Raw genomic sequence first — 17,928 nt, forward strand, 5'->3', positions numbered from 1 at the left:
CTAACTCATGTAACGATTGCGATGCTGGTATTGACGAATAAGCCCTATAACAATTTGCCGCATGCCTAGCCACTTCGTGGTTTTGGAGTTGCGTTGCTTCGCACCTCAAGCCCATGGGCAAGGCGTTAATACGTACTAAGAATGAAAAGCGGACATTGGTTTTTCATTCTCAAGTAGACAAAAACGGACGTTAAGCGCACTCTTGATAAAATAAATCTGGCGACTTTCTTTTCAAAATAAAGATCTGATCTTCGCGCGATTCTTACGTCTATTCTTGACCCATAATGGTGTAAGAAAAACACCAGCTAGCACAGACATAACAACCATTGGCTTTGTGAATTTTGCCATTTTTTCATGATAGGCAATGATGTGCTCGTGTGAATAAATTACTCTATCGTTCTGCTCAAGTTCCCACGCTATGTTTTCGTGAGAGCGCACAATTATGCGCTCCCCCTCCACGATTGCGTTTTTTCCCGAAAAAACAGTAAATTTCAAAAAATCCGTATCTGTAGAGACATAAATGTATTTTGAACCACCACTCCTCCAAGACCCTGATAATTGCCAGTGGTACTCTGTGACAACTCCTTTCACAACCTTGAGTTCGTCGTAGCTAGGGTATGGTTGAAACACAAATAACCCAGGAATACCCAGTAAAAGACATAAGGGTCCGAACCCTAACCATTCTTCTTTAATTTTCATTTAACTCGCTTTTTAAAATATAGTTACTCTAATTAAAGCCTAGTTTGATATTAACAAGATGCTTTTATTACCCATCAAGATCACAACGGCGCTTTCACGTAAAGTCCGGCATCTCCCTCCCTCTTGAAGCAGGCGTCGAGAATGAACTAACGCCAAGGTCCGCTTTTGTCTAACTCCACACATTAAGTTATTCAAGAAAGACTCTCGCCTTCGCAAGCACAACCAAGTTAGAGAGTGCTGCGACCAATGCTTATCGCTCATGTTGGTTTAAGTCAATTTTCCCCAATCAGCGAAATAATTTTCATCCACATCCCGAAAAGTAAGGTATAACTTACCATTCTGTTTAACATGATCTATTGCGGGACAAAATAAAATGAAATATTCGAAGCTGGGAAGTTCCAACCTAAACGTTTCAAGAGTATGTTTGGGTTCAATGACTTGGGGCGTCCAAAATTCTCAGTTAGACGCCAGTAAGCAAATTGAATATGCCATATCGCGCGGTATTAATTTTATAGATACAGCTGAAATGTATGCTGTTCCGCCGTCGCCTGAAACCTATGGCAAGACTGAAAAAATTATCGGTAACTGGATATCAGCGAATAGTCAGAAACGTAAAGACCTAGTGATTGCAACGAAGATCGCAGGAAACGGCTTACCTTGGATTCGCAGCGGTGCAGATATTACTGGCGAAGCAATTATTGTGTCGGTTGATGCCTCGCTAAAACGCCTTCAAACAGATTACATCGACCTATATCAATTGCATTGGCCCAACCGTACTTCGCCACATTTTGCAAAGCACTGGCCGGGCAAAATTACTTTTACAGATGTGGATACGGAGCACCACTCAAATGAAATGCTCGAAATTCTGCAAGCGCTTAACGATTGCGTCCAGGCTGGAAAGATTCGTTTTTGTGGATTGTCGGACGACACGCCATGGGGCATTAATGAATACCTGTGCTTAGCTGAAAAACATTCCCTTCCGAAGATGACATCAATACAGAATGAGTTCAGCTTATTGCACACGAAAGATTGGCCTTACTTAATCGAAAACTGCGTGCATCAGGATGTCGCGTATCTTCCGTGGTCGCCGTTAGGTGGCGGTGTGTTAAGCGGTAAGTATATTGATGGTAAGCGTCCAGAGGGCAGCCGTTGGAGTATGTCGCAGAGAAATGGATTGTTCAGAGACAGTGAGCAGGTTCAGCAATCAGTGAAGCGTTACATAGAGATCGCTAACCAACACAACATGACACCTTCCCAGCTTGCGTTGGCTTGGTGTGATCAGGTTGATGGTGTTACCTCTACTATTATCGGAGCTACGACTCATGAGCAACTTGAAGAAGATATCGATGCTTTTAATATGACCTTGAGTGACGACACGCTTAAGGAAATTGCGTCGGTAATAAAAGACTACCCGATGCCGTTTTAGTCGATGACGTCGTTCAGCTTGCTCGACACGATAACGGGCAAGCTGCCTTGCGAAGAAACTAATTTATTCGAGGACTAACGAAAGGAAGTGATCGTGACGACTGAAGCATTACAGCAAGCGAATTTACGTCAGTTGTTTATAGATTGGCAGCGCGAAGTAAAAAAGGATCTGCTTAAGCGCGGAAGCTTTTGGACGCCCACTTTCGTTAGTCAGCCAATGATGGCGCGCACCGTAGTGCTCAGAGATTTATTGCGTGACAGTGATAATGCAGTAGATACACCTTTGTTTATCGTTCATACGGATGTGCGGTCTCAGAAATGGACGGAACTGGCCCGAGAGTCGTCTTGTGCTTTGCACTTTTTCTGTTCGAAACGAAAGTGGCAAATGCGAGTGCAGGGCGAGGCTGTTCTGAATTCGGCCGACGATGTTGCGCAATTACAATGGGATGGGCTTTCTGAAAGGTCGCGTCGTATTTATGCGCTAAAACACACTCCAGGGTCTTCAGTGGATGACCCGAAGGCCGCTTATACGTTTGAATCTGAAGCGTCGGGATTTGCACATTTTGGCGTGATTAGTATTCGGGCTACAAAACTCGAATCGTTACAGTTAGATCGCCCAGATAGAACAGATTATCATGTCCGAGCATCTTGGGATCTTGAATCGCATTCACTTACTTACTTGGCGCCATAGTTTTTGGCACTCAATACTAATGGCAATCTTAAATTGGATAATGACGTTCATCTCATTGACTTTGATTTTATTCGTTAACCCTGTCTATATTATTGGAGAAAAGACTCGACTAGCCTTTATCCGATTCTAATAACAGTACACGTCATGCCCAATTTCGCGCATAGCTTTGGTAGTCGTGACCATGTACTAGGTTCAATTACTATATGTTTTATTGTTTTAAATTCAAATGCGCGAATGTCGCGAGACTCCCCCTGATATGTTCAGATTAGTAATAGTATCAGGAGTAAGTCTTACTTAAATTCGGCTACTTTGTATACACGCACTAACTATTACAACAAAAATATGATTTACGAAATATTACGGCATGCAGTACTGGTGAGGTATAACTAGTTAAGTCATAGCGGAGTGAGTATTAATTTTTTCGTAATTACTAACAGTAAGAAACCTAAATACTATCAAAGTATATGTGTACGGCTATACTCATACTGAAACATAGAGTGAGTTGCAGCATCCGTAAATAACATTTAGTTGGATCTTAACAGGTATGCGAGCGTAGTCATGGATCAGGTAATCGATGCAATAAACCATATTTTATGGGGTTACATTCTCATTTATGGTCTACTAACTGTTGGAATATTCTACAGTTTCAAACTCGGTTTTCCCCAAATCGTGCACTTCCCTGAAATGTTACGGGCCCTCAGCAGCAAAGGCTCGGAGGACTCAACCGGGATTTCGCCGCGGCAGGCACTCAGTGTTAGTTTGGCCTCGCGCGTCGGGACAGGAAACATCGCGGGCGTTGCGGTCGCACTCTATCTTGGCGGACCCGGCGCAATATTTTGGATGTGGATGGTGGCACTCGTTGGTATGTCATCCGCCTATGCCGAATCAACATTAGCGCAACTCTATAAAAGCAAAGGACCGATGGGTAACTTCCGAGGTGGACCTGCATATTATATTGAGCGTGGTCTCGGCAAACGTTGGCTAGGCATTATATTCTCCTTGTGCTTAATACTCTCTTTTGGACTCGTATTTAATGCGGTTCAATCTAATGCTATCGCCGGTGCAATGGATCAGGCATTTGGAGTTCCTAAACTAACGACAGGCGTTGTCATTGGCGTGCTCACCGCCATTGTTATTTTCGGAGGAATCAAAAAAATCGCTAAAGTAGCAGAGATTATTGTGCCGTTTATGGCAGCGACTTATCTTTTGCTCACCGTCGTAATCATGATCATTAATTATGCGACGGTCCCAGATGTTATCTTGAGCATTGTTAAAAACGCCTTCGGGATTCAAGAAGCAGTTGGCGGCGTAACGGGCGGCGTGATGGTTGCTCTCCTAAATGGGATCAAACGCGGACTATTTTCAAATGAGGCCGGTATGGGATCGGCGCCCAACATCGCTGCAAGCGCGACTCCTGTGCCACATCATCCATCTAGCCAAGGTTTTGTCCAAGCATTTGGCGTATTTATTGATACCATTTGCGTCTGCACCGCGACAGCCGTCGTTATTTTGTTGTCTGGTATTTATCAGCCAGGTGTTGGGCCCAGTGGCGTTGAATTAACTCAGTTAGCCCTCGCACAGCATATAGGCGAAACCGGTTTCATTTTTATTGCTGTCGCCATTTTCTTCTTTGCTTTCACATCAATAATTGGCAATTACTCGTACGCTGAAAATGCAATGATTTTTCTTGGGGTGCAATCGACAAAAGGTTTGGTCGGTATACGGATTGGTTTAATTGCAATGGTTATTTGGGGTTCGATACAAAGCGTTGAGACCGTATTCAACACTGCCGATGCATCGATGGGTTTAATGGCCATTATTAACCTGGTATCGATTTCTTTGCTTTCTGGGATTGTTTTTAAGCTCACGAAAGACTACATAAAGCAGAGAAAGGCTGGACTAGATCCAACCTTTCACGCGCCTGACCATCCCGAGTTATGTCAAAATGTTGATCAAGAAATCTGGACGGACCCTAAACGAGTTAGCGTAAAGCCAAATTAACGCAGGCTAAAGCAAGATCGTTTACAGCTAGGCTTGCAGAGCATAAGGCTATCGCCACAACTAGTCAGTGGGCTGTTTAACTTTACGTAAGTATGGCTTGACCGTTTCCCATCCGTCCGGATATTTTTTTTCAGCCTCGTCATTAGAAACAGCTGGAACAATTATGACATCCTCACCATCCTTCCAATTTACTGGTGTGGCGACTTTGTGTTTAGCCGTCAACTGCATCGAGTCTAGCACTCGCAGAATCTCATCAAAGTTACGTCCCGTTGTCATTGGATAAGTCAGCATAAGCTTGATATTTTTATCCGGTCCAACGACAAAAACAGACCTAACTGTAGCATTGGTCATTGCCGTTCTGCCTTCTGCTGACCCCTCTTCATCCGCCGCAAACATGTTATAAAGTTTTGCGATACTCAGATCCGTGTCAGCAATAACAGGATAGTTGACTGTCGTACTCCCTACTTCTTCAACATCTTTAATCCATACATGATGGTCATCGAGAGGATCAATACTCAACCCTATAATCTTGGTGTTACGTTTTTCAAATTCTGGCTGAATTCGCGCCATGTAGCCAAGTTCTGTTGTACATACAGGCGTAAAATCTTTTGGATGTGAGAATAGAACCGCCCATCCATCTCCAATCCACTCGTGAAAGTCGATCTCCCCCTGCGTCGTGTTTGCTGTAAAATTTGGTGCTTGATCATTAATTCGAAGAGACATATTTACCCCGCTATACCTGTTATTTTGGTTTGGCTTGTTAAGCTATTGTTTCATTAGGCTTCTAATAAGATTGAGACTTATTATAGGTAGCGCACCATTACAGCACATTTTGTGAGCCGAACAGGTCTCTCTTACTTCCCTTCAGACAGAATATGATTTTAAATTTACAAGCGCAATACGACTCAACGCCTTATTTGTGTGAACTACTACAACAAAAATTGATCAGGAATACACCAGTTATTTCGGTAACTTTTTCAGCAACCGGCAGCATGGTTGTCTACAAAGTCTACTAACAAAATTCTTGAAAGGTCTTATAAATGCGCGGTTCTAACTCGTTTTCTTGTCTACAGCTTCTGGCAGTCTTTTTTAGTCTCACTGCCTACTCACTGATCGATGTTAAAATTGAAAACTCATCAATTAGTTCAAATAATAAAAGCAAACAGGTAAGTCTATGAACGCTCTTCAGAAGCGTATGGTCGGGCATGGCGCGATCATTATGTTAATCGGTCTTATTGCTGGTATCGGTTTAGTTATGAAACTGATAGGCGGCTTTGAGATATTTCCTAATTATATTGTGCAGTTTGAACTATTCGGTAGCGATCGCGGATGGGCTCGAGCTCACGCGGGTGGCTTGATGAACGGTTTAATGATCTTTGTTGTCGCACTGTTGCTATGGGGATTGAATGCACCAGAGCGCCTAGAGAAAAAGCTGTTTTGGATGATTGTAGGCGCGGGCTATGGCAACACCATGTTTTATTGGGGCGGGATGCTTTCGGCAAGTAGAGCTTTGACCTTCGGTGATAATCGACTCGGTGAAACCAATATATGGGGCATTTTAGGATTAGTGCCAGCGTTGGTGTTTAGCTTTGTTTCGTTATATTCCTTTTATGTTCTTGCGCGACATGCTTTTTCAGAAGCTAAGTCATAAAACCTCTCGGTAGCGCTATGGTGCTTATTGTATACAGACCTTGTTATAGGAGGAACTATGTCCGAAATAAAACAATTAGAGGCGGACTATTTGATCATCGGTGCTGGTGCGATGGGATTGGCATTTGCTGATGAATTGCTCAAACACGACAAACAAGCAAGCATCGTGTTTGTAGAGCGTCGCGGCATGTCGGGCGGGCATTGGGTTGATGCCTATGATCACGTTAAGCTTCATCAGCCAGCAATAGCTTACGGGGTGAACTCACTTGAGTTAAGTGAATCGAAAACAGACCTTTCTAGTCGCCCTCAAATCATTCATTACTTTGAACGTATTTCTAAAAACTTAGTAAGTACTGGGCGTGCACGCTTTTTATTCAAATGTGATTTTGTGGGTGAGCAGCCACTCGACAAGGGAGCAATCGCGACGGTTGCTTCCAACATAGACGAAGGCGTGTCGTATCGAATCCACGTAAAGCGCAAGATTGTCGATAGCGGTTATATGCGTGTCGAGGTACCTGCGACGCATCCACCACGTTATAAAGTGGATGGGGACGTTCAGTTAGTCGCACCTAATGCGCTGACTAAACTCGAACGCTCTTTTTCTAAATATGTGGTGGTTGGTGCCGGTAAAACTGGGATCGATGCCATTTTATATCTTCTTGATAACGGTGTGATCCCTGAACGCATTCAATGGGTAATCTCGAATGACATGTGGATGTGGCCGCGTGAGATGGCCGCCCCGAATACGGTGGGCAACATGCTGTCGGGGCAATTACAGGGCCTAATTGATAATGCTGAAATTGATGATGCGTTTTTGCAAATGGAACGCGAAGGCATTGTATTCCGCCTCGATAAAAATGTGCAGCCGACCAAGTGGCGATGCGCTACGGTAAGCATGCCAGAGCTAGAACAGCTTAAATCAATCAAACAGGTGTTGCGCAAGGGCCGCGTTGCCCGTGTATCAACCACGCATTTGCATTTTGAGTCCGGCGAGGAACAGGCACTCTCGCGCAACGCTTTGATTGTGAATTGCAGTGCTAATGGTCTCGCTAAACGACGTGCGAAATCGATTTTTGCGGATGGTCATATTACCTTGCAACCTATCTTAGTTTGCCAGCAAGTATTCAGTGCAGCATATATCGGCCGATTAGAAACAAGCTCCTTAAGTGATGCCCAGAAAAATGAAGTTTGTTTCCCTGTGCCTCACCCAGAGAATGTTGAAGATTTACCGTATTGTATGGTCAACAGCTTTGAGAACTTGGTGAAAGCCACGCGGATTATTCCGTGGTGGTTGTATCGGTCGCGTCTCAACTTGTTGGCACAAGCTCCACTGTTCATATTGGTGAAGGTTTGGTTGCGTATCCAAAGGCAGCTACCTCAAGCAAGGCGTGCGCTAGACCAAGTATATGTACACAATCAATTGGAGCCGGTTCAACAGACTCAGCAAGATGCGAAACGGGCTTAGGTGCAATGTTTGGTCATAAAAATACCCAACTAGTTGTGTGTTGTGTGATGAGCGGCTTGGGTACAGAGTTGAATTTAACTCAGGCTAGCGGGATACTCCCGTCTCCAAATAAATAAGCTCTCACGCCCATGCAGTTATCAGTTCAAAAGTTACTTAATCGCTTAACGCTTCGCCAGCTACAGATATTTAAAGCCGTTTATGAGACGAGTGGTTATAGCAAAGCTGCTGATCAATTAGGTTTGTCTCAGCCTGCCGTGAGCTCTCAAATTAAACTGCTCGAAGAAGCCTTAAATGTTCAGTTGTTCGAGTTTGTCGGGCGCAAGTTGTTTGTTACTCCCGCTGCCGAGATGGTGGCAGAAAGCTGTGAGTCGATCTTCGAGCAACTGCGTAAATTGCAGAACGAGATACACAGCTTAGAGGGACAGGTCTCTGGTGATTTGCAGATTACAGCCGTGAATACGGCACAGTACATCACGCCTTACGTACTTCGACCTTTTCTTGAACAAAATCCTGCGGTGAACGTTCAAGTTAGTGTCGTAAACCGCGCAAAGGCGATTGAGCGGCTTAATCGTAATGAGGGCGACCTCGTTATTATGGGTATTGTTCCGACTGAAAAGCCATTCTCATCGTATCCGTTTTTAGATAATGAATTGATACCGGTGATGTCTCCGCAGCATCCCTTGAGCCAATTAGAAACATTGGGCGCTGAAGAGTTTTTTGGTTCTGGTGTACTGATTCGTGAGCGAGGTTCGGGTAGCAGACTTGCTTTGGAACAGCACTGTCAGGAGCATGGTTTGAAGTTAAAACCAAGTATGGAGTTTGGTTCAAACGATGCAACAAAGCATGGCGTCTTGGCAGGCTTGGGCGTCGCGGTTTTGCCTAAGCTCAGTGTGATTAGCGAACTTAGACTTGGGGCCTTAATTAGCCCTGAATTAGAGGGTTTTCCGATTCGTCGTACCTGGTGTTTAGTTCACCCTCGTTCTAAGCGGCCCTCAATTGTCGCACGCCAATTCATCGACTTCGTAGATGAAAATCTTGCTAGTATTCAAGAAGGCTTTGCCAAAGCGGGTTACGAAACCAATATGGTTATGCTGTAACAATAACGCCAAAAAACTGCAATAAAAAAGACACATACAGCGCACATTATTGCTCTGAACTACTGTTATTACTTCGGAGATAAAATAATGAAACTAAAGCTTCTTAGCGCTGCCATCCTTTCAATTTCAAGTGTCACTGCACATGCTGGATCTTTTGCTTTGGTCACCAATGGTGATGACTCGGGCAAGGGGTCTTTGCGTGACGCGTTGGAATCTCAGAAAGCACGAACGGTTTATATCATGCCGGACGTAAACATGATCGAACTAAGCGATACGCTCAATTACGACAGTCAGAAATCATTGCGTATTTTTGGCTCGGGTCAAACCGTGAAATTGCCAAAGAATGCGACCCTATTGTCGATCAATGAAGGCGCAAACCTTGCGATTAGCGATCTTACGCTTGAGGGTTTAGTCGATACGTACAGCATTGAAAACCGCGCAGATTTGGACGGCGAGCTTGCCGGCAAAGGTATTTTTATCGATGTTCGTGATGACCAAACTGGCACCGTCAGTCTAAGCCTAAAAAATGTGACGGTTCAGGGCTTTGCTAATCATGGCGTGCATGTTTCTGACTGTAGCCTTTCTGACGCCTGTGGAGCTGGATCGGGTGGTGCAGGTGAAGGTTCAGATGCTTCTATTCAGGTCACTATGATCAATTCTATGATTAATGATGTTGGCAACGGTAAGTTTGACGCAGACGGTCTACGTGTTGATGACCGTGGTGCGGGCGACATTATTTTTTACTCTCGTAATTCTACTTTCCAAAATGTGGGTGCCGATGGCGTTGAGCTTGATGAAGGTAACGAGGGCAGCATTTATGCTGACGTTGTTCGTAGTCAGTTTTTATCAAATGGCGCGTATTGCGATCCGGCATTGTTCCCAGGCGTTGAGGCTGATGGTGAATTTGAACCTGGAGAGCTAATGGAAGCAGATTTAGCTATTCCGTCAGGTAGCTTAGATGATACCTGTATCGAAATTGCTATCGACTTGTACGAAGACGGTTCGATCAAAGAATACGAGTTCGCGCTGGATCTTGACGATGGAATTGATTTAGATGAAGCGGGCGATGGCAGCATATATAGCTTTATGTCGAAGAGCTTGATTAGCCTAAATCTTGATGAAGGCGTTGATTACGATGAGGCCGGAAATGGTGGAATCGATGCAGCCTTTATTCGTAACCGTGGTATCGAGAACAATGATGATGCATTTAAAATGTCGGAAGAAGATGCTGGTGATTTGAGCGTGTTTGTTCGTCGTACAGATGCCTTTAACAACGGCGGAGAGGGTTTCACTTTCGAGGAAGAGGGCGAGGGCAATGTCGATGCGTTTGTTATTCGTGTGAATACAGCGGGTAATAAAAAAGAGAACAAAGATGGTCTTGAAGTCGTACAAGAAGACGAAGGGCAGGGAACGCTTCGTTTGATTCGTTCTAACATTGAAGACGGCATAAAACTAGAAGGCGTAGAATTAAAATAGCGGTCTATGAGCATAAAAATGCCTCGCTACTTAGCGGGGCTTTTTTGTATTTAGGGTTTGTGTTTTGTTGTATTTAAGGCATGAAATGTTTCAATGTATGATAGTGAAAAAATATCGGAGTAAATGAAATGTTTCGGGCCAGTGTTGTGGTGATTTTAGTTGTTTGGATCGTTGGATGTGCAAGTTCTCCGACCGGGCGTCACCAGTTAATTTTAGTCAGTGACGCGCAGATGAATCAGATGGGCGCAGCGAGCTTCGATAAGTTAAAGGAAGGCAACGATAAGCTGGTTGTTGGCAAACCATTGGAGTACGTCCGCTGTATCAGCGATGCGATTTTGATCGCTGACCAGAGAAATCCAGCCGATTGGGAGGTCGCGGTTTTTGAAGATGCTAGCCCTAATGCTTTTGCGTTGCCGGGTAAAAAAATTGGTGTCCACACGGGTATGATTTCGCTCGCTGAAACTCCTGATCAGTTAGCGGCGGTAATCGGTCACGAAATTGCCCATGTTGATGCACGCCATGGCGCTGAAAGGGTCTCGTTAGCAATGACGAATCAAGTTGCGCAACAAGTCGGAGCTATAGCGTTGGAAGGTGTCGAGTATAAGCCTGAAATACTTGGCGCATTAGGCTTAGGTGCGCAGTTTGGAGTGTTACTCCCATATAGTCGTGCGCACGAGACTGAAGCTGATTACATTGGCTTGTATCTGATGGCCCAGTCCGGCTTTGACCCTAGCGAAGCGGTTGCTCTTTGGCAGAATATGAAGAAAGCATCAGGCGGCAAAGCTCCTGCGGAATTTATGTCTACACACCCATCAAATGATCGACGCATTAGGGATCTAGAAAAAGAACAAAACGCGGTTGGAGCTATCTATCGTGCCGCGCTAAATCGTAAACCTGCGCCAGTATGTCGCAAACCCTAGCGATAAATTAAGCGCACTCTGTGGCTACATAACTACACGCTCGCTTACAAAAAATCCGCACTTTTTTGTAGTGCGTATCACACTAAACGACTATCTATTGCGTAAGTAAAGTGGACTCAATAACTTCGTAGGTGATGCTCATGTCAAAGCGCTTGGTACGTATTCTTGTTTGGAAGTTATTTGTTGCACTGCCGTTAGTTTCGAGTGCGCAAGCAGGCTCTCTAGACGGTTATCTATTTGATACCCGTCCAATACTGTTATTTACAAGTTCAGAAAAACATCCAGCATTGAGAGAACAGCTGAAAGCATTTGCACAGTTTGAGTGTGAGTTTTACAAGCGCGACATGGAGGTGCTGACAATCGTTGGTGATGGACACAGCATTGTCGATGGAGCAGCACTATCGAACGAAGAAGTTTCGTTTTTGAAAGACGAATTAGATGTTGGACCTTATAACGAGCTGCTCGTCCTTGTTGGTAAAGACGGGAAAGTGAAACTTCGCGCTCACATGCCGCTGAAGGCAAACGACCTTATACGCTTAGTGGATGCTATGCCCTTGCGTCGTATAGAGAAAGTGAGTCGTCCTCAAGTAAGCTGCCACGCAGCATAAGGTTTATTCCTCAATTACTTGCTCACAGAAGCTCTGTGAGCAAAATTCCCAAGCTATAGCGCTGCACACGATAATCGTAATCGATCATACTCTCGCCGTAGCCGTCAAAATACTGTACTAGACCACGTAATCGACCATGCAGTGGGAAGCTATAATTGAGTTCGACGGCGCCTTTGTGGGTGCTGGTGTTGGCGCGAATAATACTAGCTACTTGATAGTTATCGCGCTTGTATACTGCAGTGAGTTCAAAGTGGCCGTAGTAGTCCTCGATATCGGGGTTATCGTCGCCTTTGGCGGGTGGCGGCGTTGATGGATCTCCATCATCCTCTTTCGCGTCTTCAGGTAATCGATACCATGGTTGAAGATACAAAGCCCAGCCATTCGTAGCATAACCAAGACCGACAAAAGCGCGATTCCAACTTCTGCTCAGTAACTGGCTTCGCCCATTACTTTCATGCTCAATGCCTGTTCTAAAAAAGAATGCTCCGTCGATGTCATCTATATAAAACGGCGTTTGATAGAAGATTTCTGGTCGATAGTTTGTTTCACGGAAGGGTGCAGAGATATTACTGTTATATGCTTGCCAAAATGACTTCGAAGTGAAACCAAAATAAATACCATCGCCGTCATTAAATAAGCGATCTTCAAGTAAGGGCACTTTGAAACTGATTTGTAGTTTTATTTCATTGTGTTGAAATGGTTGTTCATCTCGATAAGTACCAGCTGCTATCCAGGGTTCGTTGTTTGGGGATTCTTGATGGCTTATTGGCAGAATATAGTTTCGCCTATGCGGGGTAATGACAAAGGAGAGTTTGTCAGTTTGTTGTTGCTGTATAAATCGTTCTGGAACATCTCTATGTTTAGTGTATTCGGGCTGTTCATCTTCGCTAATAGTTTCTTCGGCAAAGCTATTAAACGAAAGCAGGGAAGAAGCTAATAAAAAAGGCAGTAAGACAGATATTCTGGCGATTAAAGTCATGGTGTAAGCGATAGTTGTTAGTTATTGCGACTTAGTAAAGCACAACAATTAAAAACAGCCCATTGAATTAGGGGCTAAAAAGTTTAAATTTTGCTTACTTTCTTTCAGCTATCGCGCCTTTGCCTACACCCTCGTATGCTTTCACGAGATAGTGGTTGTTTGGATGTTTCGCGAGGCACTGGTCTGCAATGTACGCAGCGATTAGTTCAACGGTACTATCGGTGTCGATGATATGAACACGTTTAGATGGTAGGGTTAGTTTGAAGCGACCCTGTTGCGCGGTGTAACAGAAACTCGTGTGTTCTTTGCCATTGATATCGAGAACTTTCTTTACGTCCTCTTTTGTGCCGATATAAATGTTTCGGAAGCACGCACTCCAGTAATCTTCTAATTCAGAACTGCGTTTGTGATTCTCAAATATCTCAATTTTAGAACGATGGCCATGTACGATGCGTTGGCAATTGCCTAAGTGTTTCTTTAATCCGTGGCTGTAATGATAATACGCACCTTCGATTTGCTCTTCATAAAGCTTAAGCGTAACGCCAGTCACATTGCTTGGCAGTACATCTAGGATCTTATCTTCAAGGTATTTAGAGATGCTTTTCGTGTTGACTGTTTTGGCGTCAAGCAACACGACAGAGTCTTTCGGCGACTCATGTTCAAAGTGACCGAGCTGAGAATCCCAATTTAGACGGACTTTATGCTGAGATTGCTCGATCGACAGGTTTTTCAACTGTGTTGAGATAACAAAACGATGATCAACTTCGGTATCTATGAGTTGTTTAATTTGCTTTTTAACGTCACCAAAATCAAACACCATACCTTGATCATCAAGCTCGCCCTGCAATTCAATATCAACAATCCAGCTTTCTCCCATAATGCCGCGTTGAGCGTCGAAATATGAGAAGTCGATGACTGTTAAATTTTGAACAAAAAGGCGGTTCATGGCGAATCCTGTTTGGTAACCAAATGGTCAATGAATAGCGCTGCGGAGTCTACCAAAGTGTAGGTTTAAAACCACTTATTTCCCAATCAAACTTACACTTTTAATGCAGCGCGCTGGAGGATACTCGCTTGAGCGTAGTTTTGGATGACCTGTTTGGCTAGATCATTAATCAAATTGTCTTCAATCGTGACTGAAAGGCGTTTATTTAAAACTGTTAAACTGGTTTGTTCTTCTTCTGTCAGATCTGCTGGAGGAGCGTAATTATTATGGACTAACTTGTCGCATAATGAATTAATTGGAAACACGCGATAACCGCAATGCATTTCGCGATCAATCTTTGAAGCAAACTGATCATAGATGTCTTGCACATGGGCGTTTGTTCCATCAAGCGACACCGGAGCTCCAAAGTGAACATGTATCTGCCCCTTACTTCCAATAATTCCTGTGAGTGTTTCGAACTTGTCGCTAGCGAGTTTCTCTTCAACAGTGCTTTTAGACTGTGAGATGATGCGCTTAGCTTTAATCTGATCGCAAGGGTCCCATTCGTATGAGAGCGTGATGGGGACAATTTTTAGTGCGTTAAGATATTCGAGTTGTTCCGTTTTTGGCTTGCTTAAACTCATCATCTTGATGAGTGCAGGGTTAGTCGTATCAATATTATTAATCGCACGTCCTTCTCTTTGTGCGAGCCATACACTCTCATTAAAGGTATGGATAATCTCAGAGATATACGACGATTGCAGTTTGAGTGATCGAAGCAGTGCTTTTGGTGATGTGACCGATCTATTCACGCGAAAACATTTATTGAGTAATGCCATGCGCGTTGCGGTTTTACTAAGCAAGAGGTTATCGCCAATTGCACTGTGTACGGTAGAGCGGCCATCGTTGTATAGCGCGGTATTTATCAGTACTGGATCTAAAACAATGTCTCGGTGATTCGAAATGAATACATAAGGCGTGTTTGGATCGAGTTGGTCTAAGCCTGTGCTTGTTAAACTTGAATAAGTCCCTTCAATTTTTGGAACTAATCGCGTTATGAGCCAGTCTTGTATTTCTGCGATCGTTGAGCATGCATACAAATCTGTTGTATCGAGTGTTTGTCCCGGAAATAATTGGCCGAGTACAAACGATAGGCGAGTGCTGTCGTGTAATTCCTGCAGTATGACGTCGACTTCTGAGTCGTCAAAGCAACGGACACTTTCGTATAAAGACTTAAAGGTTTGATCGAAAAGCATGCTGGGATCAGTATTATTAACGTTGTTCTTACTCTTACTATAGACAAATAAAATGCAGAGTGCTGTTTTCATTCAATTTGCAAAGTACCCCGTTCTAGGAAACGTAAAGACACGCCTTGCTCGTTTCGTTGGTGAGCAGAGTGCTCTTGACGCCCATATTCGTTTGACGGCGGCCGTTAACCAACAACTGAATCGGTATGGAGAAACCCGAGACAAGGTTGATGTAAAGTTGGCACTTGCGAGCGGAGGCGGTATTAGTCATAAAGAGTGGATCGATTCTCTCACTTTTGATTATTGTCTTGAGCAACCTAGTGGCGATCTAGGTGCAAAAATGCAAAGGGTTATGTTCGATGCCCTAGAGCATTATGACTATGCCTTTATTGTGGGGAGTGATTTTCCAGTACTCGATGATGACTTCTTACAGCAAGCAATCAATTCGCTTAGCAATCATGATTTTGTATTCGCGCCAACAGAAGATGGAGGCTTTGGCTTAGTCGGGCAGAGAGCATGCGGATTTACATCATTTGGTGAAATCGAATGGGGCACCAATCGCGTGCTTGAGCAAGTTCAAAATCGCATGACAGAGCTTGGATTTAGTTTCTCGCTATTAGATAAGCGTTTTGATGTCGATGAATTAGAAGATTGGAAACGCTGGCTTCAGAGCGACTATAGCTAGTCGCTCTTTACTGAATTGAGATAGCTTCAACTATCTACGTTATCGCTGCTAGTTAATGGCTACCAAGTTTTCTTACGAAGACATCGAGCATTTGTTCTGCTTGTGCGGCTCTGCGAGCGCTTGGTCGCGGAAACACTGAAATCAGTCCCGCGTTTTGTATTAGGTCGAACGCTTGTTCAACGGTATAGAAGTGTGCGTTGTCATTAAACAATATGTCTCTACACCCAGACGCACTGTAGAAGAATGGGCTTTCAAGAAGCTTGTTCCATAACCCGCTTTCTTTTTCCAACAGGATCGAGCTTCTAATCAGTCGAATATTGTCTAGGTTTGCTTGCATGCCGCGGGCTTTTACTAGCTCGGTGAGTACACCAGTGATCTCTCTGTGTTCCGTGCCTGGGCAGTTAATGCGCGCAACGCCATCATCATTTAACAGGTTGATCCATGCGTCTAGCTTTGAGAAATCAAAGCCTTGCCCAAACTCGATATAATCAAACTTTTCGATGTCTTGTGGTGGTAGCGCGTAGTCAGCAACAGCGAACTCAAGATTATCACATGCGCTATGTTGAGTACGCATATGGGCATAGGCCATGTCTATTTGGCTCACGTCAGCGCCTAGGACAGAAACATTAGTGAACTGATTGGCGTAGTCGAAGGCCTTTTGGCCAGAACCGCAGGCAAGTAATAACACGCGAACAGTTTTACCTTGCCAACTCGAAGGTGGAAGAGTTGGTGCCAGCTTTTGTTTCAAGGTTGCGTAGAAGTCTTTCTTCTGAGGAGACTTGATCGCCGCCCAGCGTTCTTTACTTCGTGGAAGGCCGTTCTCTAACAGTTCCGCCATCGTTTGACCAAACAATGTGTAGCGAGCGTGATGCTCTTTGCTGAGCTGATATAATGACGCATCTAACAGGCTTTGCATTGCGATTGGCCAGTCTTCTAAGTCGTAGCGTAGTAAGTCAAACGAGAAGCTCTGCACGTAGAGTGCTTCGTACATACCCAAGAGAATTAATGCCCCTGAAATATCATCTATATCTGCCTTTTCGTAGCCGATATTCGTTGCGATCTGAAGCTGTATTGCCTTGATATGGTTTTGTTCTTCTTCTGTCGCTATAAGTGCGTAGTCGGTGTGGGATGCGTAAACACCAATTGCGATTGCGCAGGCTTGAAGCTCAGTCCGAAGAGTCTGGTTGATCGCGCATTCTGAAAAGATTGAAAGTCGAAGTAGGGTTACTAACTCTTCGAAATGTACGCTAGGTACAACGCCCGTCTCTAAGATACAAAGAAGCAATTCATCTTGAGCAAGTACATCGATGTCTAGTGCGGCTTCAGGATTTGTTAGATCATATTTATGCGTGACTAACTGCCCAGCGAACTCAATCAAACGACGCGTATCGATATCTTCTAGACGAAGCAGGTAATTAAGAAGCAGCTCTAACTCAATGGTGTAGGTATCGCATTGAAGGTTCTCGATGCACTCTGTTATTTGGTGATGAATTTCTGTGCTTGTATGGCCATGTGCCAAGATACTGCGGTAGTGCAAGAAAGCAGCATCATATTGTTTGGTTTCGAGTAAACAGAATGCGATACCGGTAAATCCAGGCATAGAGCTTGGCTCAAGATCGAGCACTTTATTGAATAAGGCTTGCGCTTGTGAATAGTTGCCTAGGAGTGCTTGGGCATTCGCATTGTTTAGCAGGTAATTCGCATTGCTTGGCTCAAGCATGCCGGCGCGCTGAAAGTATTCATTCGCCAGCTCTGTTAAGTCCAAATCAAAGCTAATCCGACCGGCAAGGTTTAAAGTTGCCGCTCCTGGAATGTCTTGCTCGATTACTTGTTCGATCTGGACTAGTAGTTGATTCAGTGCGGTTGTGCGTATCGCATCGCTAGAACTAAGTGCGGCATTTATCGTATTGTAGTCTTGGTTGATCTGTATGACTCGTCGAGCTAGATCTGCCGCTTCAGTGGGTGAGAGGCGGGTGCTTTGATGGACTGTGATTGAGCCTTCTTGTGGAAGCATGAGGTAAACCTTTTCCGCTAATGCTGGTAAATAAGTGATTTGTTTC

16 protein-coding genes are annotated in these 17,928 nt (G+C 44.3%); 10 read left to right on the forward strand and 6 right to left on the reverse strand.

Annotated elements, in window-relative coordinates:
* Nucleotides 1–231: 231 nt before the first annotated feature.
* Nucleotides 232–699 (reverse strand): hypothetical protein, encoded by a 468-nt coding sequence (locus A3762_RS21220; protein WP_068757507.1) that lies wholly within the window; start codon nt 697–699, stop codon nt 232–234.
* Nucleotides 700–1,123: 424 nt separating this feature from the next.
* Here A3762_RS21220 and A3762_RS21225 point away from each other — a divergent pair, with 424 nt between their 5' ends.
* The 3 genes from A3762_RS21225 (at nt 1,124) to A3762_RS21235 (ending at nt 4,816) form a co-directional block, all read left to right on the forward strand.
* A complete protein-coding gene (locus tag A3762_RS21225; RefSeq protein WP_255375071.1) occupies nt 1,124–2,125 on the forward strand; it encodes an aldo/keto reductase in 1,002 nt (333 codons plus the stop codon).
* 93 nt (nt 2,126–2,218) lie between these two features.
* Nucleotides 2,219–2,815 (forward strand): hypothetical protein, encoded by a 597-nt coding sequence (locus tag A3762_RS21230; RefSeq protein ID WP_068757511.1) that lies wholly within the window; start codon nt 2,219–2,221, stop codon nt 2,813–2,815.
* 558 nt (nt 2,816–3,373) lie between these two features.
* A complete protein-coding gene (locus A3762_RS21235; RefSeq protein WP_068757512.1) occupies nt 3,374–4,816 on the forward strand; it encodes a sodium:alanine symporter family protein in 1,443 nt (480 codons plus the stop codon).
* Between the two features lie 60 nt (nt 4,817–4,876).
* Here A3762_RS21235 and A3762_RS21240 read toward each other — a convergent pair whose 3' ends face one another.
* Complete coding sequence (locus A3762_RS21240) at nt 4,877–5,539, reverse strand: peroxiredoxin (protein WP_068480121.1); 663 nt, start codon at nt 5,537–5,539, stop codon at nt 4,877–4,879.
* 451 nt (nt 5,540–5,990) lie between these two features.
* Here A3762_RS21240 and styC point away from each other — a divergent pair, with 451 nt between their 5' ends.
* The 6 genes from styC (at nt 5,991) to A3762_RS21270 (ending at nt 12,032) form a co-directional block, all read left to right on the forward strand.
* On the forward strand, nt 5,991–6,467 hold the full coding sequence (gene styC / locus A3762_RS21245) for a styrene-oxide isomerase StyC (protein ID WP_068480124.1): 477 nt from the start codon (nt 5,991–5,993) through the stop codon (nt 6,465–6,467).
* A gap of 57 nt (nt 6,468–6,524) precedes the next feature.
* Nucleotides 6,525–7,931: a hypothetical protein gene (locus tag A3762_RS21250; protein ID WP_068757514.1), complete on the forward strand. Its 1,407-nt coding sequence runs from the start codon at nt 6,525–6,527 to the stop codon at nt 7,929–7,931.
* A 128-nt stretch (nt 7,932–8,059) separates the two neighbouring features.
* Nucleotides 8,060–9,028, forward strand: coding sequence for a LysR family transcriptional regulator (locus tag A3762_RS21255; protein WP_068479316.1), 969 nt, complete (start codon nt 8,060–8,062; stop codon nt 9,026–9,028).
* An 87-nt stretch (nt 9,029–9,115) separates the two neighbouring features.
* Nucleotides 9,116–10,504 carry a hypothetical protein gene (locus A3762_RS21260; RefSeq protein ID WP_068480127.1) on the forward strand — a complete coding sequence of 463 codons (1,389 nt, stop codon included), beginning with the start codon at nt 9,116–9,118 and terminating at the stop codon, nt 10,502–10,504.
* Nucleotides 10,505–10,632: 128 nt separating this feature from the next.
* Nucleotides 10,633–11,424, forward strand: coding sequence for a M48 family metallopeptidase (locus A3762_RS21265; RefSeq protein ID WP_068480130.1), 792 nt, complete (start codon nt 10,633–10,635; stop codon nt 11,422–11,424).
* A 140-nt stretch (nt 11,425–11,564) separates the two neighbouring features.
* Nucleotides 11,565–12,032, forward strand: a complete 468-nt coding sequence (locus tag A3762_RS21270) for a DUF4174 domain-containing protein (RefSeq protein ID WP_068479995.1) — start codon at nt 11,565–11,567, stop codon at nt 12,030–12,032.
* Between the two features lie 22 nt (nt 12,033–12,054).
* Here A3762_RS21270 and A3762_RS21275 read toward each other — a convergent pair whose 3' ends face one another.
* The 3 genes from A3762_RS21275 to A3762_RS21285 form a co-directional block, all read right to left on the reverse strand.
* Complete coding sequence (locus A3762_RS21275; RefSeq protein ID WP_068480133.1) at nt 12,055–13,011, reverse strand: phospholipase A; 957 nt, start codon at nt 13,009–13,011, stop codon at nt 12,055–12,057.
* A 94-nt stretch (nt 13,012–13,105) separates the two neighbouring features.
* Nucleotides 13,106–13,957, reverse strand: a complete 852-nt coding sequence (locus A3762_RS21280; RefSeq protein ID WP_068502588.1) for a 6-carboxytetrahydropterin synthase — start codon at nt 13,955–13,957, stop codon at nt 13,106–13,108.
* A gap of 92 nt (nt 13,958–14,049) precedes the next feature.
* On the reverse strand, nt 14,050–15,192 hold the full coding sequence (locus tag A3762_RS21285; RefSeq protein ID WP_197469473.1) for a 1-acyl-sn-glycerol-3-phosphate acyltransferase: 1,143 nt from the start codon (nt 15,190–15,192) through the stop codon (nt 14,050–14,052).
* A gap of 52 nt (nt 15,193–15,244) precedes the next feature.
* On the opposite strand from A3762_RS21285, the gene A3762_RS21290 reads away from it, so the two are divergent.
* Complete coding sequence (locus A3762_RS21290) at nt 15,245–15,868, forward strand: TIGR04282 family arsenosugar biosynthesis glycosyltransferase (RefSeq protein ID WP_068757516.1); 624 nt, start codon at nt 15,245–15,247, stop codon at nt 15,866–15,868.
* Between the two features lie 52 nt (nt 15,869–15,920).
* Here the strand turns inward: A3762_RS21290 and A3762_RS21295 are convergent.
* Nucleotides 15,921–17,928 (reverse strand): class I SAM-dependent methyltransferase (locus A3762_RS21295; RefSeq protein ID WP_231878886.1); only part of this gene is annotated, 2,008 nt, incomplete at its 5' end.

The sequence above is a fragment of the Oleiphilus sp. HI0125 genome, assembly GCF_001635355.1.